At 29.5% G+C, this 23,548-nt stretch carries 20 protein-coding genes; 12 read left to right on the top strand and 8 right to left on the bottom strand.

All coding sequences use genetic code 11. From position 1 onward, the window contains the following. Positions 1–225 precede the first annotated feature (225 nt). Genes B0A58_RS06790 through B0A58_RS06775 form a run of 4 tightly spaced genes read right to left on the bottom strand, consistent with a single transcriptional unit; the run spans position 226 to position 4,321 of the window. Complete coding sequence (locus B0A58_RS06790; RefSeq protein ID WP_089080418.1) at positions 226–1,512, bottom strand: O-antigen translocase; 1,287 nt, start codon at positions 1,510–1,512, stop codon at positions 226–228. After that, complete coding sequence (locus tag B0A58_RS06785; protein WP_089080417.1) at positions 1,513–2,604, bottom strand: DegT/DnrJ/EryC1/StrS family aminotransferase; 1,092 nt, start codon at positions 2,602–2,604, stop codon at positions 1,513–1,515. Between the two features lie 6 nt (positions 2,605–2,610). Next, complete coding sequence (locus tag B0A58_RS06780; RefSeq protein WP_133063081.1) at positions 2,611–3,555, bottom strand: FemAB family protein; 945 nt, start codon at positions 3,553–3,555, stop codon at positions 2,611–2,613. A 22-nt stretch (positions 3,556–3,577) separates the two neighbouring features. Next, positions 3,578–4,321: an RDD family protein gene (locus B0A58_RS06775; protein WP_089080415.1), complete on the bottom strand. Its 744-nt coding sequence runs from the start codon at positions 4,319–4,321 to the stop codon at positions 3,578–3,580. A gap of 21 nt (positions 4,322–4,342) precedes the next feature. On the opposite strand from B0A58_RS06775, the gene B0A58_RS06770 reads away from it, so the two are divergent. The 7 genes from B0A58_RS06770 to B0A58_RS06740 all read left to right on the top strand — a co-directional run bounded on the left by B0A58_RS06770 (position 4,343) and on the right by B0A58_RS06740 (position 11,399). Beyond that, positions 4,343–5,332, top strand: coding sequence for a stage II sporulation protein M (locus B0A58_RS06770; RefSeq protein ID WP_089080414.1), 990 nt, complete (start codon positions 4,343–4,345; stop codon positions 5,330–5,332). Beyond that, positions 5,307–6,257 carry a hypothetical protein gene (locus tag B0A58_RS06765; protein WP_089080413.1) on the top strand — a complete coding sequence of 317 codons (951 nt, stop codon included), beginning with the start codon at positions 5,307–5,309 and terminating at the stop codon, positions 6,255–6,257. The genes B0A58_RS06770 and B0A58_RS06765 overlap by 26 nt, the downstream gene beginning before the upstream one ends. Then, positions 6,250–6,990, top strand: coding sequence for a DUF4129 domain-containing protein (locus B0A58_RS06760; protein WP_089080412.1), 741 nt, complete (start codon positions 6,250–6,252; stop codon positions 6,988–6,990). The genes B0A58_RS06765 and B0A58_RS06760 overlap by 8 nt, the downstream gene beginning before the upstream one ends. Continuing rightward, a complete protein-coding gene (locus tag B0A58_RS06755; protein ID WP_089080411.1) occupies positions 6,983–8,173 on the top strand; it encodes a DUF4350 domain-containing protein in 1,191 nt (396 codons plus the stop codon). Before B0A58_RS06760 ends, B0A58_RS06755 begins: the two co-directional genes overlap by 8 nt. Positions 8,174–8,195: 22 nt before the next feature. Continuing rightward, positions 8,196–9,182 carry an AAA family ATPase gene (locus B0A58_RS06750; protein WP_014084206.1) on the top strand — a complete coding sequence of 329 codons (987 nt, stop codon included), beginning with the start codon at positions 8,196–8,198 and terminating at the stop codon, positions 9,180–9,182. A gap of 11 nt (positions 9,183–9,193) precedes the next feature. Next, positions 9,194–10,522, top strand: coding sequence for a DUF58 domain-containing protein (locus tag B0A58_RS06745; protein WP_089080410.1), 1,329 nt, complete (start codon positions 9,194–9,196; stop codon positions 10,520–10,522). An 88-nt stretch (positions 10,523–10,610) separates the two neighbouring features. Continuing rightward, positions 10,611–11,399: a TrmH family RNA methyltransferase gene (locus tag B0A58_RS06740; RefSeq protein ID WP_089080409.1), complete on the top strand. Its 789-nt coding sequence runs from the start codon at positions 10,611–10,613 to the stop codon at positions 11,397–11,399. A 39-nt stretch (positions 11,400–11,438) separates the two neighbouring features. Here the strand turns inward: B0A58_RS06740 and B0A58_RS06735 are convergent, their stop codons facing one another. The 4 genes from B0A58_RS06735 to B0A58_RS06720 form a co-directional block, all read right to left on the bottom strand. Further along, the gene (locus tag B0A58_RS06735; RefSeq protein ID WP_089080408.1) at positions 11,439–11,879 is read right to left on the bottom strand and encodes a hypothetical protein; all 441 of its coding nucleotides are present in this window, start codon (positions 11,877–11,879) and stop codon (positions 11,439–11,441) included. A gap of 100 nt (positions 11,880–11,979) precedes the next feature. Then, positions 11,980–13,098, bottom strand: a complete 1,119-nt coding sequence (locus tag B0A58_RS06730; protein ID WP_089080407.1) for a VIT1/CCC1 transporter family protein — start codon at positions 13,096–13,098, stop codon at positions 11,980–11,982. A gap of 8 nt (positions 13,099–13,106) precedes the next feature. Then, complete coding sequence (locus B0A58_RS06725; RefSeq protein ID WP_243389461.1) at positions 13,107–14,219, bottom strand: efflux RND transporter periplasmic adaptor subunit; 1,113 nt, start codon at positions 14,217–14,219, stop codon at positions 13,107–13,109. Positions 14,220–14,231: 12 nt separating this feature from the next. After that, entirely contained in the window at positions 14,232–18,575 is a 4,344-nt protein-coding gene (locus B0A58_RS06720) for a CusA/CzcA family heavy metal efflux RND transporter (RefSeq protein ID WP_089080405.1), read from the bottom strand. A gap of 219 nt (positions 18,576–18,794) precedes the next feature. On the opposite strand from B0A58_RS06720, the gene B0A58_RS06715 reads away from it, so the two are divergent. The 5 genes from B0A58_RS06715 (at position 18,795) to B0A58_RS06695 (ending at position 23,502) form a co-directional block, all read left to right on the top strand. After that, positions 18,795–19,574 carry a Rossmann-like and DUF2520 domain-containing protein gene (locus B0A58_RS06715; RefSeq protein ID WP_089080404.1) on the top strand — a complete coding sequence of 260 codons (780 nt, stop codon included), beginning with the start codon at positions 18,795–18,797 and terminating at the stop codon, positions 19,572–19,574. Further along, positions 19,567–20,076 carry a KdsC family phosphatase gene (locus B0A58_RS06710; protein ID WP_014084214.1) on the top strand — a complete coding sequence of 170 codons (510 nt, stop codon included), beginning with the start codon at positions 19,567–19,569 and terminating at the stop codon, positions 20,074–20,076. Before B0A58_RS06715 ends, B0A58_RS06710 begins: the two co-directional genes overlap by 8 nt. Positions 20,077–20,112: 36 nt before the next feature. Then, a complete protein-coding gene (locus B0A58_RS06705) occupies positions 20,113–21,057 on the top strand; it encodes a geranylgeranylglycerol-phosphate geranylgeranyltransferase (protein ID WP_089080403.1) in 945 nt (314 codons plus the stop codon). Further along, positions 21,050–21,634 carry a Maf family nucleotide pyrophosphatase gene (locus B0A58_RS06700; protein WP_089080402.1) on the top strand — a complete coding sequence of 195 codons (585 nt, stop codon included), beginning with the start codon at positions 21,050–21,052 and terminating at the stop codon, positions 21,632–21,634. Before B0A58_RS06705 ends, B0A58_RS06700 begins: the two co-directional genes overlap by 8 nt. Positions 21,635–21,771: 137 nt before the next feature. Continuing rightward, positions 21,772–23,502 carry a sodium:solute symporter gene (locus tag B0A58_RS06695; RefSeq protein WP_089080401.1) on the top strand — a complete coding sequence of 577 codons (1,731 nt, stop codon included), beginning with the start codon at positions 21,772–21,774 and terminating at the stop codon, positions 23,500–23,502. The last annotated feature ends 46 nt before the right edge of the window (positions 23,503–23,548 follow it).

Genomic DNA, 23,548 nt, shown 5'->3' with positions numbered 1-23,548 from the left:
CGTTCCCCAAGGTTCGGGCTATCCGTTTCAAACAACGTTCATTAAACTCAAAAAGAAATATAATATTGTGAAATAATCTTTTTTTAGTCAGATAAAGCCTCAAAAAAGGATTTCCACTACTATCCATAACGCAAAAAATGATACAACTAACAGCATTTAGTCATATCATTATATATGTTTTTATAAGTAATTTATTATTTTTAAAATAAAATAACTTATATTTTTTTAAATATTTTTTATAAAAATAATCTTTCTAAAAACAAATAACAAAACAATAAAATAACTTACAAATGTTATACAATGACCAATTACGATACCTTGAAATCCAAAATATTGTATGGCAAATAATGTAGAAAAATACATCACCGCTAACGAAACTAATTCTGTAACAATATACGTTTTAGTCATTTTTTGGGCCAATAAATTATAACCCAAAATAAGTGATGCAACCTTGAAAACATCTCCAATAAGTTGTCCCAAAAACAAATTTTCAACGGGTTGAAATTCAGATGTAAATAGCCCATTGATGATATAAAATCTAAATAAATATATAAAAACACTACCAATAATAAAAACAGGTAATAATGTTTTGTAATATAACATAAATGTTTTTTTAATGTCCTTTTTACTAGGAAAAGCGGCTAATTTAGGCAAAAAAAACAAACTTAAAATAGTTGTAATAAACATCATATAATAATTTGATATTCTAGTCATAGTTTCCCAATACCCCGCATATTGCAATCCTATTTGCAATACAACAACATTTCTTAATGTAAGTAAAACAATAGGTGTTCCAATAGCTGAAACTAAAGACATTAAAGAAAAATCTAACAAATTAATTAATAATTGACTATTAAAAAAAGTCCATTTACAAGATTTTATGATATTAATTTGTTGATTTAAATAATAATAAGCAATAAAAAAAAGTACTGTTGGTGCAAAAATACTTGCAAGTAAACCACCATAAGTATGCCAATTTCCTACTAAATAAATTGTAAAAACCAACCCTAAAACATTGCCAATCATATTGAGATAAATGATTTTTTTGAAAGCACCTAATCCATTTAAAAATGCCATCATGACAATTGACAAGGCATATAACGGCAAAACCAATGCTAAAACACGAATAATCGAAACAAAATTAAAATGGCTACCAAAAATTTGGTCTTGAATATAATTAGCTAAAAAAAATAGCAGAAATGATAAAAAAATTGATAAAAATACAGTAGAAAATAGCAAGGTAGAAAGAATTGATTTCAATTTATCATCCTCTTTTTTATGCGTTGCTGCCAATTTGATAATACCATTAGCTGTACCAAATGTAGAAATACTTTCAATTACATTTAAAAAATTTCTAAAATTACCTATCAAAGCCATACCAGAAGCCCCAACTGCAACGGCTAATATTTTTGATGAAACAATTCCTATTACAATTTTTATTAAAACACTAATACTATTTAAAGAAGTAACTTTAAATAATTTAGATTGTAGTATTTTATGTCTTATTTTCAATTAATATTGATTTAGAGTTTGAATAATATAATGGATTTCATTTGATGTCAAAACAGGACTCATAGGAATACTAATCACTTGATTATGAATCATTTCAGTAATAGGAAATGAATTTGAATTCCAACATTTAAAAGCCAATTGCTTATGAGGTGGTATGGGGTAATGGATCATGGATTCTATCTTTTTTTCTGAAAGATAATTTTGTAAATCCAATCTGTTTGCAGTTCTAATTACAAAAAGGTGGAAAACATGTTGGGTTTGATAATCCCATTTTGGCAATATTATTTTATCATTTTTAATATTTGTTAGATATTCTTTTGCAATATTTTGTCTAATTCTATTATCTTCATTCAAATTTGGTAATTTGATATTCAAAAATGCAGCTTGCATTTCATCTAACCTAGAATTAACACCAATAATTTCGTTTTGATATTTTACTTTTGAACCGTAATTTCTTAATAATTTTATGGTATTTGATAGCTCAGAGTCGTTTGTCAAAACGGCTCCTCCATCGCCTAAAGCCCCTAAATTTTTTCCAGGATAAAAACTAAAGCATTTTGCACTTCGTATGTTGTCATCTATTTCAAAAAATGTTCCTACTGCTTGTGCCACATCTTCCACAATTACAAGTCCGTTATAAAGTGCTATTTTCTGTATTTCAGACATTTCAGCTAATTGACCATATAAATGAACAACTAAAATGGCTTTCGTTTTTGGGGTTAAATGGGTAATTATTTCATGAGGATTTATATTATACGTGTCTAAACAAGGTTCTACCAACACAGGAGTTAAACCCACTTCAACTATACTAATGATACTAGCAATATATGTATTAGCAGGAACAATTACTTCGTCTCCAGGTGCTAATATTCCCAACTGAAGATAGGCTTTAAAAGTTACTATCAAAGCGTCTAAACCGTTGCCAACGCCAATAGCATGTTTCATATTATAATATTTTGCAAAACTATTTTCAAAATTTATAAGCTCTTGACCCAAAATATACCATCCATTATCTAAAATTTCTTTAAACTTAGATTGAAACATTTTTTCGTACGGTTTGTTTATTTGATGTAAATCAAGAAATTTTATCATGTTTTTTTATGAAATATTTATCTTATAATATTCTTGTAAGTACACACTACATCCTAATTCTTCTTTTTGTTGAATCAGTCCAATATTGTAGCTTTTTCCTTCGTTTTCATTGACGGTACCCATATCAAAATATTTTTTTTGATGTTGAAACATGTCAATTAAAGCAATAAATGCAAAATCTAATGCTCTGTATTTCATACCTTTAGATGTTGTGGCACCATATTGAGATTTGACAACAAAACCAAAGTCAAACAATGTGATGCCCGCTAACAATTCGTTTTGTAAATACACATTATATTGCAATATTTTATCGGGAAATTTATTATGCAAATAAGATATTTCTTCAATTGAATGTACTGGCTTGGTTTGGTACTTATCTGCTAATTTTGGGATCAAAACTTGATTCCAAAAGCCGTCAAATGTAGTTTCTTTTTTTAGAATTAAACCATTTTGAACCGCTTTTTTATAATGTTTCCATTTGCTTTTGGAACCATGCCAATTTGCAAAATCAATGGCCAAATTCATTTCTTTTCGGTATAGAACACCTTGGTTTTTAACCAATAAATACTCCATTCCGAAATCTATTTTTTTCTTATAAATTTGAACAATGGGTTTGATATACAAGTGTTTAAAATGTGCCTCTCGCAAAAAAGATAAAACTTTTTGAAGTATTTTTTCTTTTTCAACTGTGGGAAATGTTTTAGAAAACACGAATCCCCCATAAGTTAAACCAAAATGGGAATACAAATTATTATCTAAAGAAAAAGCTGGCAGTATTGCAACCCATGCCTTATTTGTATAGATAATTAAAGAATAATCTGTAAATCTATTTTTATGGTATTCCATATAATTTCGATCAAATAAAAAAGACGATTCTGTAGCATCTGCAACAAAATCATTCCATTTTTGAAAATCTGAAGGTTCGTACAACCTAATGTTTAGTTCTTCCAATTGCTCTTTTTTTTATTTGACATTACATATTTTGAGTATAAAAATTGTAATCTTTCAACACTGTTCTTATGAAATCAGTTACATTTCCAGATTGATTTTTGATACCTGAAACAGATTCAATTTTTGAAACTAATTTTTTCAATGTTTCATAATCGCCTTTTACACGAGCATTTTCAAAAGTTTCCTTAATAATTCGCATATCGTTATCAGAAAGTTTGATGACTTGAGGGTAAATTGGCACGTATTGATTATCAATATTTTCTAAAATAGTGCTATTAATTGTAATATTATTTTTTAGAGTAATAACCGCCGTTCCAGCAGCCATATCGCCAAATCGTTGCACTTTTTTGCTGATTATCATAGCTATTAAACCAATTAATCCACCCATTAAGTTATTTTCTACAATTCTAAAAAGCCATCTTATAAAAAAATCACCAATATGGGCTTGATAGCCTTCCATTTTTACAACTTTTATTTTTATAATTTTTTTTCCAATGGTTTGCCCTTCAAAAATGCTTTCTAAAACTAAAGAATATATCAAAATTGGAAAAAAAATCACGATATAAATAGCAAATTTCGACCAATCATCCCATGTTTGCATCCAATTATTAAAATTAAAAACATCAAAAACTACATAAGAAACAGCTATACCGTAAGCTATTTTTATCAGTAAATCCAATAGACTTGCCAACATTCGTTCGCCTATGGAAGCAGCCGTAAAATTGATTGTAACATTTTGTGTAGTATTTATTGTTAAATCTGACATAATTTTATAATTTAGCCCTCTATGAGAGAGATTGCATTTATTAAACAAAATAAAGAAAAATGGCTTGATTTTGAGCAAGCTATTTTTGGTAAAATTAAAAAAAATCCTGATGAAATGGCTAGTTTGTACATTCAAATTATGAATGACTTAGCTTATGCTCAAACCTATTACCCAAAAAGTAAGACGGTTTTGTACATCAATTATTTGGCTTCGCAAATTTATCAAAAAATTTATAAAACCAAGCGAACAGAGCAAAACAGATTGGTATATTTTTTTAAAACAGAAGTTCCGTTGTTGTGTTATCAGTATCGGTATTACATTTATTTTGCATTTACTACCTTTATGATTACCACTTTTATAGGCGTAGTATCTGCCAAATATGATCCAAATTTTGTACGTTTAATATTAGGTGATGAGTATGTTAATACCACTTTAGAAAACATTAAAAAAGGAAATCCAGTGGCTATTTACAAATCTGGTAGCAATTGGGGTAGTTTTATTGGTATTACCATCAACAACTTATATGTAGGAATGTGTTGTTATATTTTTGGCATTTTTGGCGGTTTAGGAACCTTTTATTACTCGTTAAATAACGCCATCATGCTCGGATCTTTTCAATATTTTTTTGTTCAGCAAGGTGTTTTTATTAAAAGCGTTCGAGGCATTTGGATACATGGAGCTATGGAAATTTTTGCCATAGTTATAGAAACGGCTGCAGGCTACATTTTAGGGGCATCCATATTGTTTCCTCAAACCTATTCTAGAATGAACGCTTTCAAAATTGGTTTAAAAAACAGCATCAAAATCCTGATTAGTACCATGCCTTTTACAATTGCGGCGGGTTTTTTGGAAGGTTTTATTACAAGATATGCACTAGAAATGCCCATGAGTTTAGGTTTTTTTATTATTATTTCAACATTGTTCATTATTACCTATTATTATTTGATCTATCCAATAATTATTAACAAACAAATACATAAAAAAAATGTTTCAACTATACAAAAAACGTAACTTTAATGATTATATTTCCGACAATATATCATTTTTTAAAATATATGGTAAAAATTATTTTAGTAATTTTATAAAAATTAATGGTATTTTTATAATAATATTAGTATTTACTTTGTATTTTTTATCTAAATTTTATATGGAAATCATCATGAAATCCATGAATACAGGTGAAAGTCCTAGTGTAATAAATGACTATTTTCAGAATAATGCTCCATTATTTTTTAGTGTATTGGCTATTTTTATCATTTTAACACTCTTTTTATCAATAGTCAATTATACTTTTCCAATTATATATTTAGAACTTTTAAATCAAAATAATGAAAAGGAAATTTCTGCAAAATCCATTATCAAAGCGATAAAAGAACAAACCTTTAAAATGATAAAATTTACTTTAGGTATTATATTTATCATCATGCCTTTAGGTTTTATCTTATTTGGAATATTGATATTGCTGTGTTTTATTATAATTGGAATTCCATTATTGTTTATTATGCTACCCGCATTTATGTCGTGGATTTCAATTAGTTATCATGAATATATTGTAGATGATTGCACATTTTTTGAATCATTAAACAACGCTTTAACCACGGTGAGGTCGCAATTTTGGCCAATAATCGGATCTACTCTTACCACTATATTTTTAGTACAAACCATTCAAGGATTTATTACTATGATACCCTATTTAATTACGGTAGTTTGGATGATGTTTTCTTTAGAAAATATTGAAAATAATCCCAAAAATGATTTATTTTCTATTATTTCTATTATATTTACAGTCATTATCATACTTTCATTTTTATTAAGTATAATATTTCAAAATTTTATATTTATTCAACAAAGTTTGATATTTTATAGTCATAAAGAAATGAATGAAGCACACAACGTAACTAGTCAAATTGATTTAATTGGTACTGATTTTGAATAAATTATTAAAAATAACATCGATTTTTTTATTGGTTTTGAATTTTGGATTGGTTTTTTCAAAAAATTTAAAAACAAATCCAATACAAATTGATACTGCACATACAAACACACGTCAATATAAACCATTATTTAAACAAGAATATACAGACAAGGAATTTATTTATGAAAATGAATCTTCTGAAAAAAATATTTGGGATAAATTTATAAATTGGCTGCATGAATTATTTGGAGGTAGCAACCATAATCAACATTCAGTCCTAAATTATGCTACAATTGATATTATATTAAGAATTTTATCTATAATATTAATCATTTTTGTGGTGTATATGATTGTTAAATCATTTTTAAATAAAGAAGCTCAATGGATTTTTGGAAAAAATTCTGAACAAAAAGTAATACAGCAAGAAATGTTTACACAAAATATCCATGAAATTGACTTTGAAAAATTGATTCAAAAAGCCATAAAAAACAAATCCAATCGATTGACGATCAGATATTATTATTTGTGGTTATTGCAAACATTATCAGACCAAAAATTAATTGAATGGGACAAAGAAAAAACCAATTCAGATTATATTTATGAATTGAAATCTACCAAACATAAAAATGATTTTTCTTACTTATCTTATTTGTACAACAATATTTGGTATGGCGAATTTGAAATAACCGATTATACGTATGAACAAGCTATTCATACATTTAAAAAAGCCCTAAAAGAATTTAAAAATGAGTAATACTTTTAAAATATATTTTGGACTTTTGCTAATCATTATTGTAGGTATTATAATTATAGATAGTAATATTCCTAAACCAATTGATTGGACAGCAAGCTATGATACTGATGACAAAATTCCTTATGGATTATATGTATTTGACAAAGAAATAGTTGGGTTTTTTAAGGATCAAAAGGTCGAAAAAGTAACCGAAACCCCTTACGAGTTTTTTTCAAAACATGAATCAGAATCCAGCAAAGTTGCAAAATATACTATTTCGGGAACCTATATTTATATTAAAAATTATTCTGATTATGATACAGAATCATGTAAATCATTATTGCAATTTGTAAAAGAGGGTCATACTGTTTTTTTAAGCCATAAAGTGTTTCCTAAAACAATATTGGACACTTTACATGTGGAATTAAAACAAGATTTTCATGAAAAAAACAGTACTTGGATGGCCAATCCTAATGTAAGTTCGGTAAAATATGCCATAGCAGAAGGATCAGGAAATTATTATTTTTCTAAAATTGATACATTGAATACGTTGGTTTTAGGATACCAATCGGGCGATAGCACAAGAGTAAACTACATCAAAGTGCCTTTTGGTAAAGGTCAGTTTTTATTACATTCTTTACCCATTTCATTTACTAATTTTTATTTATTAAAAAATAACAACTATGAATATTCAGAAAAAGTGCTTTCCTATATTCCAAAATCAACAATATATTGGCATACAAAAAACCAAAAACGAACGAGCATTTCGTCATCGCCCATGCGATTTATATTAAGCAAACCCGCACTTCAATGGGCATGGTATTTTGTATGGATTGGTTTACTTTTATTTGTTATTTTCAATTCAAAACGCAGGCAACGTAGCATTCCAATACTAGAACCACTTACAAATACTACTATAGAATTTACACAAACCATTGGAAATTTGTATTTTCAAGAAGGAGATATTAATTATATTTTTGACAAAAAAATAATTTATTTCTTAGAAAGAATCCGAACCGAATTTTTGATTGACACCACCCATTTAGATGAACATTTCATAAAAAAATTACATCAAAAATCAAATAAAAACTTGGTTGATATTGAAAAAGTAGTGTTTTTAATACAGCAATTTAACCAAACAAACCGAAATGCTACACAAGATGATTTGATAGCATTAGATCAAGCAATAGAAAAAATTATATAAACAAAATTAAAAATGATAAACAATGGAAAATATTGAAAACGTCAATTTTGAATCTAGAATTAATTTAAGTCCGTTATTAGACAGTATCCAAGCCATAAAAGCAGAAATTGGCAGCGTCATTGTGGGGCAAGAAAAAATGATTGATCAATTGTTGGTTGCCATTTTGTCTAACGGTCATGTGTTGTTAGAAGGAGTGCCTGGAGTTGCAAAAACGATTACAGCCAAATTATTAGCCAAAACATTGAATATCCATTTTAGTAGAATACAATTTACACCAGATTTAATGCCGTCTGATATACTAGGCACCTCTGTATTTGACTTGAAAAAATCGGTTTTTGAATTTAAAAAAGGCCCTATTTTTTCTAATTTGGTTTTGATAGACGAAATTAATAGAGCCCCTGCCAAAACACAAGCCGCTTTGTTTGAAGTAATGGAAGAAAGGCAAATAACGATAGATGGAAACGAATACCAATTGGAGGCCCCATTTTTAGTTATTGCTACGCAAAATCCAATAGAGCAAGAAGGAACTTATCGGCTTCCAGAGGCACAATTGGATCGGTTTTTGTTTAAAATTGCGGTTCATTATCCTAATTTAGAACAAGAAATTGCTATTGTTCAGAAGGAACATTTGCTTCAAGATAAAAACAAATTGGCCAATATACAGTCTATATTGTCCCATTCCAACATCATGGAATACCAGCATTTGGTAAAAAAAATAATTGTAGAAAATCAACTTATTTCCTATATCGCACAAATTGTAATCAATACCCGTCAGAATGCATTATTATATTTAGGAGCCTCGCCACGGGCTTCTATCGCTATTTTAAATGCTGCTAAAGGCTTTGCAGCAATACGAGGCAGAGACTTTGTAACGCCCGAAGATATTAAGGAAGCCGCTGTTCCCGTTTTGCAACATCGTGTAATTGTGGCACCAGAACGAGAAATGGAAGGAATAACTAGCATAGCAATTATTAAACAAATCATTGAAAGTATCGAAATTCCAAGATAATCAGCCATTATATGAATTTTTTCAAAAAAACCTATATAAATAATTTATTTTTTTATATAATATTAGTTATTATAAGCATTTTTGTATTGTCATTTATTTTTCCAGCATTATATAGAGCAACATGGATAATTGTAATTGCGGTAATAACATGTGTTGTCATAGACGGCATACTTTTATACAGCATTACGGGAATAAACGCCCATAGAAGTATTCCTGAAAAACTATCAAATGGCGATGAAAATGAGATAGTTATTACTATTAAAAATAAATATTCATTTACAATACATACTAAAATAATTGACGAAATTCCATTTCAATTTCAAATTAGAGATTTTGAAATAAATAAAAAAATAAAACATGCAAAAGACCTTAATATCAAATATTTTTTAAGACCAACAGAAAGAGGGGCTTACCATTTTGGACATTTGAATGTATATGTAAGTTCCCCTTTGCGATTGATTTCAAGAAAATTTGTTTTTGATTCAGATAAAATAGTGCCTACATACCCATCATATATTCAATTAAGGAAATATGATTTGATAGCATTTTCGAATAATTTATTTCAATATGGAATTAAAAAAATAAGAAAAATTGGTCATTCAATGGAGTTTGAACAAATAAAAGAATATGTAACTGGAGACGACATTAGAACATTAAATTGGAAGGCCACAGCCAAAAAAAATGCTTTGATGGTCAATCAATTTCAAGACGAAAAATCGCAAACAGTATATATGGTAATAGACAAAGGAAGGGTTATGAAAATGCCTTTTAATGGCTTAAGTTTATTAGATTATGCCATCAATGCCACTTTGGTATTATCAAACGTAATTTTGAAAAAACAAGATAAGGCAGGAATGTTTACGTTTTCAAAAAAAGTAGAAAATAGGGTTTTTGCGGAACGAAGAGGCTCGCAAATGAATCAAATTTTGGAAACCTTATACAACATCAAAACAGATTTTTTTGAAAGTGATTTTGGTAGGTTGTATGTGGATATTAAGACAAAAATTAACCAAAGAAGTTTGATAGTTTTATATACCAATTTTGAAACTTTAGAAGGCTTGCACCGTCAAATGCCATATTTAAAAGGAATTGCCAAAAACCACTTGTTAGTAGTTGTATTTTTTAATAATACAGAGTTAAATAATTTAATACATAAAAAATCAAAAAATATACAAGAAGTTTATGATAAAGTAATTGCAGAAAAATTTGCTTTTGAAAAAAAATTAATTGTCAATGAATTAAAAAAATATGGCATCCATGCTTTGCTAACGTCTCCAGAAAATGTAACTTTAGATACCATCAACAAATATCTTGAAATCAAATCAAGAGGCATATTATAAAGCAGTAAAACAAATATAAACGCAACTGGCTAAACAATTACCCCTAATAATATTACAAGATATAACTTATAAAAAAATTAATATATTTATGAAAAAAATTACTTCTATACACAATAGTTATATCAAATCGTTGGTTTTATTACAAGAAAAAGCCAAAAGTAGGAGACAAACAGGTTTGTTTTTGATTGAAGGTAAAAGAGAAATTGAATTAGCTATAAAAGGTGGTTATCAAATAGAAAATCTTTTATTTGTACCCGAATTGGTTTCCATGGAATCCTACAAAAACGTGATAAAAACCGAGGATCAAATCATTGAAATAAACAAAGAAATTTATCAAAAATTAGCTTATAGAGACAGTACAGAAGGCATTATTGCGGTGGCAAAAACCAAAAAAATGTTGCTTTCTGAATTAAATCTTTCAAAAAATCCTTTAATTTTAGTGGCAGAATCGCCAGAAAAACCAGGAAATATTGGAGCATTACTTCGAACCGCCGATGCTGCCAATTTAGACGCAGTTATTATTGCCAATCCAAAATCGGATATGTATAATCCTAATATAATAAGATCAAGTGTGGGCTGTTTATTTACAAATCAAATAGCAACTGCAAGTACTTCTGAAATTATCGACTATTTGTATACACATAATATTGCCATTTATGGGGCTACATTGCAGGATGCTACCAGTTATCATACCGAAAATTATACCCTACCTACCGCACTCGTTGTTGGTACAGAAGCAACAGGGCTTACAGCCGAATGGCGTTTAGCGGCAAAGCAAAACATTTGTATTCCAATGCAAGGAGCAATTGATTCCATGAATGTATCTGTGGCAGCTGCCATTTTGATTTTTGAAGCTAAAAGGCAGAGAGGTTTTTAAAAATATACTATTAAGTTAAAAAATGATAAATTTTTGTATTTATTTTCTTAATTCAATGTGTCGAATTGCACCACCCGTAGTACCAACTTGGGTTGCAATGGCAATTCCAATTATCCCTAAAACTGCTGCAATATAACTTATGATATGGGCTCTAACATGGTTTTTCAAATTAAGAAATAAACCAAAAATAGCTACCAATCCCAATATATTCAAAGTAAGTGCTAATTTTTCAGCAATTTCTTCGTGCTCATGTATGATTTCATGACCAATATTAGGCAATTTTTCAACCAATTCTTCTGCTTCTTCGCCAGTGGACATACTTGCTATTCCAAACAAAGAGGATACAATAAAAATGATGTATGCTGTATTTTTTAGAGTATTATTTTTTAAAAAAATACCTATTAATAGTATTCCAAACCCCAAAATAGGGCCAATGATTGGAAAATGATTGATGACTAAATGTAAATGGGCTTCATTCATAATATATAAATTTAATTAATAAAAAACTAAAAAATTTGGTATAAATATAATACAAAATTTGAAAGTAATATCAAAATTTGAAAACTTTTTTAAAAAAATACTAACCCGCCAACGAAACTCCAATTAAAGATCCAATGCCATAAGTTATAGCAGCAGCGGCCAGACCAAAACCAACTTGTCTGAATCCAGAAAACCAAATATTTTTGCCTGTCAATAAAGTTATAGAGGCTCCAATTCCAAAAAGACCTACAATACTACTTGCAATACTTAATAAAATAGCAGATTTACCTTCAAAAATCATAAAAGGATATAACGGAATTATAGCACCAATAGCAAATAAAAGGAAGGAGGCAATTGCCGCCTCCCAAGCCGACCCTCCAAGTTCTTCTTTGTCTATGCCTAATTCCTCAGTAATTATGGCATCAAGAGCCGTTTCGGAGTTTTCAAATGCTTTGTCGGCTAGTTTTTGTGCCTCGTATAATGACATGCCCTTTGCTTGATACAACAATACTAATTCTTTTTTCTCTTCTTCGGGTGAGGCTTCCAATTCTTCCATTTCTAACTCTATTTGTCTCATATTCAACTCTCTAGAACTTTGAACAGACAACCATTCTCCTAGTGCCATCGAAATAGCCCCTGCAAGCAAACCCGCACAACCTGTAAGTAAAATAGAATTATTTGAAACAGCTGCCCCTGCCACTCCCATTACCAAACTCATATTGGAAACCAATCCATCGTTGGATCCCAAAACGGCAGCCCGCAAGGCATTGCCACCAACAGATTTGTGTCTGCTTTCAAATTTTGATAAAAATCCGCCCGACACATTTAAGGCTTCATTTTGATTGATGGCCTCAATGATATTCAAATGATTGTGTTCAAACCCTGTTAATTTTTCTCCAGATTTGATTTTATTTTTTATAGTATTTTCAGCAAATTGTTTTTCAATACTAGACAAATTAGTAATAATAGAACTATATCCAAATATTTTACCTACTTTTAATTGTATTTTTGCTCTTCCAGATTCTGCAGGCATAGATACCTCTGGATGTGTCAATTTGATTTTTGTCAAAAGATGATTGGCATGTCCCTCTTCTATTTTGGCCAAACTTAATAATACTTTTTTTAAGTTTTCGTCGTTTTGAATAGTTGCAATACTGGTATATAAAAAAGCAGTATCTACTTCTGTTTGTAACTGATCTTTAAGTTTATTTATATTCATTTTGTTTTTTATTCGATCACATCAAATACACCTGTTGTCAATATTTTAGATGATTTGCTAAGTAATGCGTTAGGAATTATTTCTATATATTTATCATTTTTAGCACCAATTTGCACAGATACTTTTTGAAATTCGTAATTTGTTTTACTATTTTTTAGTAAAAGTACATAATTTTTATTATTCTCATTGATTACGGCTTCTTTTGCCACCGCTAATCCTTTTTGAGCATCGACAACAATTTGTGCTTCAACAAACATTCCGGTTAATAATTTTTGTTTCAATTTGTCGTCTAAATGACCGTGCACATTTATAGTTCTATCAGGACCTTCTATAGATTTTCCAATCAAATGCACACTCCCTTTGAAAAATTCTTTTGATGCTTCGGGTACTTGAAACCAAATGGCTTGATTGGCTTTTATTTTGAGGATGTCTTTTTCAAAAACGTTCAATTCTACATGCAAATCATTGTTATTAATTATTTCAATCATCACATCCGAAGGGGCTACAAATTGGCCAACATTTGCATTAACAATAGTTACATCACCAGTTATTGGAGCATAAATAGTGATTTCTGAGGTTAATTTTCCGTTTTGAACCTGTTGTGGATTGATATGCAACATGGTTAATTTAGCTTTAAGACTTTGATACATTCCTTTTGCCTTTTTGTAATCACTTTCTGCTTTTAAATAATTTTTTTGAGAAGTAATTTTTTCGTCAAATAGCGTTTTTTGCCTATCATATTCTGATTTTAAATATTGAATTTGTTCAGAAATTTCCAAAAACTCTTTTTGAATGTCTAAATACTCTGTGCTTGAAAGGGTAATCAATGCTTGCCCTTTCACCACTTTATCTCCAACTAAAAGTTGGGTTTTTTTAACATATCCTCCAATAAATGTAGTTATTTTAGATCTATTTTGTGGCGGAACATCAATTCTTCCTGATGTTTTTACAACAACATCAAAGTCTTGCTCTGTAGGAGTACTGATGATCATTTTTGCTGACTCAAATTGTTGTTTTGTAACTTTTATTAATCCATCATTAACAATTATTTCTTTTTCACTTGTGTTTTCCTTACAAGAAAAAATGATTGCTAAAGCTAATAAATACCCTATTTTTTTCACTTTTTGTTTCATTTATAAATTATTAATGTTTTGAGTATATTGTATTTCTAATTGTATCTTATTGAATTCTAATACATTATCCAAGTAATCTGATTGAATATTGGTTACATTTTCTAAACTTTGGATGTATTGGAAAAAATCAATTTCGCCATGCTTGTAACTGCTATTGGCTACTTTTAAAATTTCGTTTGCCAATTTTTTTCCAACTTGATTATAGTAATTTATGCCTTCTTGAAATTTGTTTAATTCATTAATTTTCTGAACGTTAAATTGATCAATTTGATTTATTTCATAGTCTTTTTGGTATTCAAATCGATCTTTTTCTAATTGAGCCACTTTTATTTTTGATTGATGACCAAAATATAATAATGGTACCGCAATCCCAATTTGAAAACCATGAACTGGCGATGTAGCACGGTTTTTACCTTGAAAATATTCCAAATTGATTTCTGGTAATAATTGTTTTTTATGCCAATTCAATTGGGCTTTATTTTGGTTTGAAATACTTTCTAAATAATTGATATACAATTGTTTACTGCCCATTTGTTCAAGATTAGATATTGGCTCTATGGTTTGATTAACAATTACAATAGGTTCATTTTGAGGCACATACACTTTGATCAATTCATATTGAGCCTTTTTTTCTTGATTGATTTGAGCCAACACTGTTCTGATTTTTCTAAATTTAGCTTGAGCAGTCATTTTTTCAAGATAATTGGTTTCGCCCAATTCAAATCGTCTGTCGCTGGCTTTTGAAAAATTTTGATACAAACTATCCAAATAAATATACAATTTTTCTTTATGTTGAAGATAAACAATTTGATGATACAAAGAGGCAATTTGCCATTTTAATTTATTTTTTTGAATGTCAAATCGGGCTTTTTCAGTTGCTGATTCGGATTCAAGCCATTTTTTTTGAGCATTATACACACTAGGCAAACTCCATCTTTGTTGAATCCCCAAAACATTCAAGGGAACATTATTGAGACCTAAATTATTTTGATCGTAGCCATAATACAGGTTTGTTTTATCAAATGTATAAGCTGATTTGACATTTTCATTCATTTTTTGAATTTGTAATTCACCTGCTTTTATCATTTTATTATGTTCTAAAGCATTGTTAATCAATGAGTTTAATTCTGTATTAGAGGATTGAGAAAACCCAAAAGAAGAGAATAGCATCAATAGGACTACCATTAAAGTAGGTTTTTGATTATTTAATTTTGAAAATTTAAGTGTTTTTTCATTCATTACTTTAAATAATATAGGTAAAACAATCATCGTTAATATGGTTGCAGAAAACAAACCACCAATAACCACCGTGGCAAGTGGTCGCTGTACTTCTGCACCTGCCGATGCCGAAATGGCCATAGGCAAAAATCCTAAAGCTGCTGCGGCAGCGGTGAGTAAAACGGGTCTTAATCTATCAGTAGTTCCTTTCAAAATTAAGCCATCCATTGTTTCAAAACCTTGGTGTTTAAGTTCTTTAAAATGTTCTATCAAAACAATTCCATTTAAAACCGCTATGCCAAAAAGTGCAATAAAACCTACACCAGCAGAAATACTAAAAGGTAAATCTCTTATCCAAAGTAATAAAATGCCTCCAACAGCCGAAAGTGGAATGGCAGAATATACCATTAACGCCTCTTTGATGGAACCAAAAGCAAAATAAAGTAAGATAAATATTAAAAATAAAGCAATCGGTACAGCAATCATCAAACGGGCTTTGGCACTTTGTAAATTTTCAAATTGACCGCCATAAGCTATCCGATAACCTGTAGGTAATTTTATTTTCGATTCTATAATTTGTTGTATATCAACTACTACACTTTGCATATCACGGTTTCTGACATTGATACCAACTACAATTCTGCGATTGGTATTGTCTCTGGAAATTTTGGCGGGCCCTTCGGTATAGCTAATCATAGCCAGTTCATTTAACGGAATTTGATGGCCAGATGGGGTTGTAACATACAAATTTTGAATGTCTTCGATGCTGGTTCTATTAGATTTGTCCATTCGGATGACCATGTCAAAACGTTTTTCGCCTTCAAATACATTGCCCACCGTTTTACCAGCAAAGGCCAAGGCAATGTGGTCGTTCAAATCGGCAATGTTCATGCCATATCGAGCTATTTTAGACCGGTCATATACAATAGCCATTTGAGGCAATCCTTCTGTTTTTTCGACAATAATATCAGAAGCTCCTTCAACATGTGCAATTGCATTTTTAATTTCGTACGCTTTTTGTGCCAAAATTGACAAATCTTCGCCAAATATTTTTATAGCAACATCTGATCTTGTTCCAGAAATCAATTCATTAAACCGCATTTCTATGGGTTGTGTAAATTCTATATCCAAATTTGGAATTTGATTTGTAATGGCTTTCTTAATCATATCGGCCAATTCGTCTTTTGAACTAGTAGAAACCCATGCTGATTTGGGTTTTAGTTTGACAATTATATCACTTTCTTCCATGCTCATAGGGTCTGTTGGAACTTCTGCAGCACCAATTCTACTGACAACTTGATTGACTTCAGGAAATTTTTTCAAAATAATATTCTCTATTTTGGTAGTTGTTTCGATTGTTTTACTCAAAGTGGTGCCTGTTTTTAAAACAGGTTGAATGACAAAATCGCCTTCATCCAATGTAGGAATAAACTCGCCACCCATGGTAGAAAATAATACAATAGACAAAATTAGTAAACCCAATGCACCATACAACACTTTTTGAGTATGGGCCAAAGCCCATGTTATAATAGGCAAATACCATCGATTTAGTTTTCGTATAAGCCTGTTTGACAAACTGTTATGATTTTCTACCGTGGGTTTCAAAAACAGCGAGGCCACAACGGGTACGTATGTAAAACAAAACAACATGGCACCTAATAATGCAAAGCTAAATGTCAAGGCCATTGGTTTAAACATTTTGCCCTCGATGCCCGACAAAGATAAAATTGGTATAAAAACTATCAAAATAATTAGTTGTCCAAATACAGCAGAATTCATCATTTTTGATGCACTTTTGTATGTAATTTCATCTATTTTTAATTGTTTGTCCTGTTTTGTTAGCGTGTTTAGTTGGTGTGATTGGTGGGCAATTTGAAACGCAATAAACTCCACAATGATGACTGCACCGTCTATAATAATACCAAAATCAATGGCTCCTAAACTCATCAAATTGGCATCAATTCCAAAAATGTTCATAAATGAAATGGCAAATAGCAAGCACAAAGGAATTACCGAAGCCACAACAAGTCCTGAACGCCAATTTCCAAGCAATAAAACTACTACAAATATAACAATTAAACAACCTAATATTAGGTTTTCTGCCACTGTAAATGTTGTTTTACCAACCAATTCACTTCTTTCCAAAAATCCGTTGATATAAACACCTTCAGGTAAGGTTTTTTGTATGGTTGCAATCCTATTTTTAACATCCGAAATTACTTGTTTTGAATTGCCTCCTTTTAGCATCATAACTTGACCCAAAACTTTTTCACCTTCGCCATTACCAGTAATTGCCCCAAAACGGTTGGCACTTCCTAGCTGCACTTGAGCCACATTTTTTATATAAATTGGACTACCGCTATGGTTTTCAACTACATTATTTTCAATATCTTCAATCGATTTCACCTTGCCTTCTGCTCTAATAAAATAGCTCTGATTCACTTTTTCGATATAAGCTCCACCTGCAATTCCATTGTTTTTAGACAAGGCTTCAAATACTTTGGCTACACTAATATTCATTGCTTTCAATTGGCTTGGATCAATTGCAATTTCATATTGTTTTAAAAACCCACCCCAAGTATTAATTTCCACAACTCCCTTTATACCAGACAATTGCCTTTTGACAACCCAATCCTGAAGCGTTCTTAAATCGGTAACAGTATATTGAGCCTTAAATTCTGGACGTACCTCTAATGTATATTGATAAATTTCGCCTAGGCCAGTAGTAATAGGCCCCATCTCGGGAGTGCCAAACCCTTCAGGTATTTTTTCTGAAGCCGATTTTATTTTTTCAGCTATCAATTGTCGAGGCAAATAGGTACCCATGTTGTCATCAAAAACAATTGTAACCACAGACAATCCAAATTTTGAAATAGACCTAATTTCATGAACGCCTGGCAAATTAGCCATCTCTATTTCAACAGGATAAGTGATGTATTGCTCAATGTCCTGTGTAGATAAATTTCGAGACGTCGTAATCACCTGAACCTGATTGTTTGTTACATCTGGAACTGCTCCAATAGAAATTTGCGTAAGTGAAAATAGCCCAAAACCAAGCACAAAAACAGTAAATAAAAGCACAATGAGCTTATTTTTTAGACTAAAAGCAATGATTTTTTCGAGCATTGTATATTTGATTTATTTTTTTACAAAATTAAGTCATTTTTTTAATTTTTATCTTAACAATTGCTTAAGATAATAGTTCAAAATAAAAAAATAAAACCTAAAATAAATAATAAGAAATAAGTATGAAAAGAAATTTGACATGGCATTGTTTATCTTTGGATATTAATGTAAATTTGCGACATACATATTTAATAAAGTTTATAAAAAAATATCAATATTTTGTCAAATTTGGATCCCTTAAAACCTTTATATACCATTTCTATAATTGGTTATGGCAATGTGGCACAGCAACTTATAGCTGCTTTTTCAGCTATTAAAACCATAAAAATAGTACAATTATTAGTTAGAAATCATAATAAAACTACTATTTCACATAATCAAATTGAGATCATTTCAGAAATGCATCAACTAAAACCAGTAGATTTGATGTTTATTGCCGTTACAGATGATGCAATTGCTAGTGTTTCTGAACAAATACCTATTGAAAATCAGCTAGTTGCCCATACATCTGGCACTGTTTCTATCAACAAATTAGCCAACCATCTTCAAAAAGCCGTTTTTTATCCATTGCAAAGTATTTCTAATAATATAAAAATGAATTTCAAAAATGTTCCTATTTGTTTAGAAACAAAAGATGAATCAAAAATGGATCTATTGAAACATATAGCACAAAAAATTAGCGATAAAACTGTAACAATAGACTCCAAACAACGAAATACACTACATATAGCAGCCGTTTTTGCAAATAATTTTACCAATTTAATGTATGATATTGCTCATGAAATATGTAAAGATAACAACATCCCTTTCAGTATTTTAAAACCATTAATTCAAGAAACAGCCTTGAAAATCAATGACTTAAATCCTAAAGAGGCACAAACAGGTCCAGCAAAAAGAAAGGATTTTGAAACTATTGAAAACCATATCAATATGTTGCAGAATGACACCTATAGAAAAATTTACCAAATATTAACCCAAACAATTATAGCCAATGCCTAAAAGTTATAAACAAATCATGAATCAAATTACAACATTTATTTTTGATGTAGATGGTGTTTTAACAAATAATATGATACAAATTACCAGTCAAGGTGAATTATTAAGACAAATGAACGTACGAGATGGGTATGCAATGCAAAGAGCCTTAGCTTTAGGATATAAAATTGCAATTATATCTGGAGGTAAAAATGAAGGGGTAAGAGAAAGACTTAAAAATTTAGGAATTTATGATATATATTTAGGAGTTCTTAATAAATTAGAAATATATGAAGAATTTATAGATATATATAAAATAAATTCAGAACATATTTTATATATGGGTGATGATATTCCTGATTATGAAGTAATGAAAAAAGTTGGTTTAGCATGTTGTCCACAAGATGCTTGCCCAGAAATAAAAAATATTTCTCATTATATTTCACACATCGAAGGCGGGAATGGAGCAGTAAGAGATGTAATTGAACAAGTGTTGAAAGTTCAAGAAAAATGGACAATATTATAAATAAATACAAATATTATTCTATTTTAATTATTTTAAATGAAATATTTAGTACTCATACGGTATCAAAATTTATTGATGTTGGCCCTGATGCAATGGCTTTTTAGATTTGGAGGTTTTGATGGAATAGGATTCTTAAAAAACCATAATAATCAATTGGCATTAAACGATTTTCAATATTATTTACTAATTATGGCAACAGTTTGCATTGCGGCAGGCGGATACATCATCAATAACATCCATGATGTGGAAACCGATTTAAAAAACAAGCCCCATCAAGTTGTAGTAGGAATAGCAATTAAAGAAAATTTAGCTTATAATTTGTATTTTTTATGCACAATAATTGGTGTTTTAATTGGTTTTTACATTTCAAATATAGTAAATAAGCCAAATTTAGCTATAATTTTTATAATTATATCATCTTTATTATACTTTTATACAACCAATTTAAAACAAAGTTTGATAATTGGAAATATTCTTACAGCATTTGTTTTATCAATGAGTGTCATCATTATTGGTATTTTTAATTTATATCCCATAATCAATAATAATAATATTATATTGATGAAAATTTTATTTTCTATAATATTTGATTATGCAATATTTACATTTATCATAAATTTTATAAGAGAAATAATTAAAGATATAGAAGATATAGAAGGAGACCGTGAGCAGGACATGCAAACCATACCTATATATTTTGGAATTTCAATTACATTAAAATTAGTATTTATGTTGTTCATTATTTCAATACTAATGATAATATATTATATATACAATTATTTATATGAAAATAATTTATTTTATGCTACTTTTTATGGCTTAATGACTATTTTAGCACCATTATTATATGCAGCAATCAAAACAAGTTTTGCAAAAAACAAACAAGATTATAGTCATTTAAGTTGGGTTTTGAAATGGCTACTTTTATTTGGCATTGGATCAATTGCAATTATTACCTTAAACATACAACAAAATGCTTAAAGAAAAACTTTCAAAATATAACATCATCTTGGCTTCAGGTTCCCCCCGAAGACAACAATTTTTTAAGGAACTTGATATCCATTTTACAATCAAGGTCAAAGCAATTGATGAAATATATCCAAGTGAATTAAAAGCAGCTGCAATAACCAATTATTTGTGTAAATTGAAAGCCAAAGCTTATGAAAATGAATTGGAAGTAAACGATATCGTAATAACTAGCGATACGATAGTATGGCTAAACGGAGAAGCACTTGAAAAGCCAAAAAATGCTGAGGAAGCAATGACAATGTTACAAAAATTATCTAATCAAACACATGAAGTCATCACATCTGTTTGTTTTAAAACATGTCAATCGGAAATCGTCATAGAAGACAAAACTTATGTTACCTTTGCACAACTAAACAAGGAGATGCTAACCTATTATTTACAAAATTATAAACCTTATGACAAAGCAGGAAGTTATGGCATTCAGGAATGGATAGGTTTGGTTGGAATTACAAAAATCGAGGGCTCTTATTGTAATGTTGTAGGACTTCCTACACACAAAGTATTTGACTATTTTTATCATTTAGATTAAATATTTATTTAAAATAGTTTATGATTATGAACAAAAAAAGTGATAAAAAATGGAAATCTAGCTATACATGGGTGCTTATATTAAATACCCTTTATATTGTTATTTTTTATATTATCATGCAAATTTATGCTTAGACTATGCAACAAATCGATTGGATTGTTTTAATATTAACCTTATTATTTATTGTAATTTATGGAACATGGCGTACAAAAGGAAGTACAAATGTTCAAGACTACCTGTTAGGCAATAGACAAACCTCTTGGAAAGTTGTCGGATTGTCTGTTATGGCTACTCAAGCCAGTGCAATTACGTTTATATCTACTCCAGGACAAGCCTATCAAGATGGTATGGGTTTTGTACAATTTTATTTTGGTTTACCGTTTGCTATGGTAGTGATAGCCATGACATTCATACCTATTTTCCATAAATTAAAAGTTTATACTGCTTATGAATACCTCGAAAAAAGATTCGATTTAAAAACCCGAACCTTAGCAAGTGTACTTTTTTTATTACCCAGAGGATTAGGAACAGGGCTTACAATATATGCACCTTCTATTATATTATCTACATTATTAGGATGGAATATTACATATTTGAATATAATAATAGGTATTTTAGTAATTATTTATACCTATACCGGTGGTACAAAAGCACTTAATATTACACAAACACAGCAAATGTTTGTAATCATGTTGGGCATGTTTATTGTATTTTATTTGGTTTTACATTTTTTGCCCAACGACATGACGTTTATAAATGCCTTACAAATTGCAGGTGCCAATGATAAAATGAATATTTTGGATTTTTCATTAGATCCCGAAACCCGTTATACCTTTTGGAGTGGAATTACAGGTGGATTTTTTCTAATGCTTTCTTATTTTGGAACAGATCAATCGCAAGTTGGTCGGTATTTAACGGGTAAAACAATATTAGAAAGTCAGAAAGGACTTATTATGAATGGTTTTTTGAAAGTACCAATGCAATTTTTTATTCTTTTAACAGGTGTTATGGTCTTTGTATTTTATCAGTTTAATAATGTCCCCTTAAACTTCAATCCGAATAATAAAATAATAGTTGAAAAAAGTAAATATAAAGAAGAATATAATCTATTAGAAAAAGAATTAACTGCTCTAAACGAAGAAAAAAAAGAATATAATTTACTTTATATAGACCATTTAAAAGAAAATTATGATAATCCAATTTTAAGAAAAAAATTAATTTCATTATCTGCAAAAGAAAAAGATTTACGAGATCAAGCTAAAGAAATTATTTCGAAGGCAGATGATAAAGCAGAAACAAATGACAAGGATTATGTATTTTTACATTTTATATTGCACAACTTACCAAAAGGAATTTTAGGGTTGCTTCTTGCCGTAATTTTTTCAGCTGCCATGTCTGGTACTGCCTCTGGCATCAACGCATTGGCCACATCTACTACTTTTGATATTTTTAAAAGAAATATAAAAACAGAAAAAGATGATCAATATTATGTAAAAATAACAAGAATTTTTATATTAATTTGGGGCATAATTGCCATATTGTTTGCCTGTATTGGGTCTTTATTTGAAAACTTGATTCAACTTGTAAATATTATTGGTTCAATATTTTATGGAACCGTTTTGGGCATTTTTATAGCTGGTTTCTATTTTAAATTCATACAGTCAAAAGCCATTTTTTATAGTGCAATTATCAGTCAATTAATAATATTTGTAATCTATTACTTCACTTTTTATAGTTATCCAAACGGACAAGAAAAATTAGGTTACTTGTGGCTTAATTTTATTGGTGCCGTATTAACTTTAGGTTTTGCAAGTTTGTTTCAACTCTATTTAATAAACAAAAATTCAGTATTAGATAAAACCAATTAATTCCATTATACAAATATTTTAATTTATATTTGCATCTATTTTAATT

Origin of the sequence: Flavobacterium branchiophilum NBRC 15030 = ATCC 35035 (assembly GCF_002217205.1) — a bacterium.
GTDB classification, from domain to species: Bacteria; Bacteroidota; Bacteroidia; order Flavobacteriales; family Flavobacteriaceae; genus Flavobacterium; species Flavobacterium branchiophilum.
This window is presented reverse-complemented; position numbering and strand designations above follow the sequence as displayed.

What these genes read in the sequence shown, in the direction of transcription:
- B0A58_RS06720 (WP_089080405.1), bottom strand. Translation starts at nt 18,575, where the DNA reads ATGCTCGAAAAAATCATTGCTTTTAGTCTAAAAAATAAGCTCATTGTG.
- B0A58_RS06695 (WP_089080401.1), top strand. Translation starts at nt 21,772, where the DNA reads ATGCAACAAATCGATTGGATTGTTTTAATATTAACCTTATTATTTATT.
- B0A58_RS06735 (WP_089080408.1), bottom strand. Translation starts at nt 11,879, where the DNA reads ATGAATGAAGCCCATTTACATTTAGTCATCAATCATTTTCCAATCATT.
- B0A58_RS06750 (WP_014084206.1), top strand. Translation starts at nt 8,196, where the DNA reads ATGGAAAATATTGAAAACGTCAATTTTGAATCTAGAATTAATTTAAGT.
- B0A58_RS06700 (WP_089080402.1), top strand. Translation starts at nt 21,050, where the DNA reads ATGCTTAAAGAAAAACTTTCAAAATATAACATCATCTTGGCTTCAGGT.
- B0A58_RS06745 (WP_089080410.1), top strand. Translation starts at nt 9,194, where the DNA reads ATGAATTTTTTCAAAAAAACCTATATAAATAATTTATTTTTTTATATA.
- B0A58_RS06710 (WP_014084214.1), top strand. Translation starts at nt 19,567, where the DNA reads ATGCCTAAAAGTTATAAACAAATCATGAATCAAATTACAACATTTATT.
- B0A58_RS06730 (WP_089080407.1), bottom strand. Translation starts at nt 13,098, where the DNA reads ATGAATATAAATAAACTTAAAGATCAGTTACAAACAGAAGTAGATACT.
- B0A58_RS06770 (WP_089080414.1), top strand. Translation starts at nt 4,343, where the DNA reads ATGAGAGAGATTGCATTTATTAAACAAAATAAAGAAAAATGGCTTGAT.
- B0A58_RS06705 (WP_089080403.1), top strand. Translation starts at nt 20,113, where the DNA reads ATGAAATATTTAGTACTCATACGGTATCAAAATTTATTGATGTTGGCC.
- B0A58_RS06755 (WP_089080411.1), top strand. Translation starts at nt 6,983, where the DNA reads ATGAGTAATACTTTTAAAATATATTTTGGACTTTTGCTAATCATTATT.
- B0A58_RS06785 (WP_089080417.1), bottom strand. Translation starts at nt 2,604, where the DNA reads ATGATAAAATTTCTTGATTTACATCAAATAAACAAACCGTACGAAAAA.
- B0A58_RS06775 (WP_089080415.1), bottom strand. Translation starts at nt 4,321, where the DNA reads ATGTCAGATTTAACAATAAATACTACACAAAATGTTACAATCAATTTT.
- B0A58_RS06740 (WP_089080409.1), top strand. Translation starts at nt 10,611, where the DNA reads ATGAAAAAAATTACTTCTATACACAATAGTTATATCAAATCGTTGGTT.
- B0A58_RS06765 (WP_089080413.1), top strand. Translation starts at nt 5,307, where the DNA reads ATGTTTCAACTATACAAAAAACGTAACTTTAATGATTATATTTCCGAC.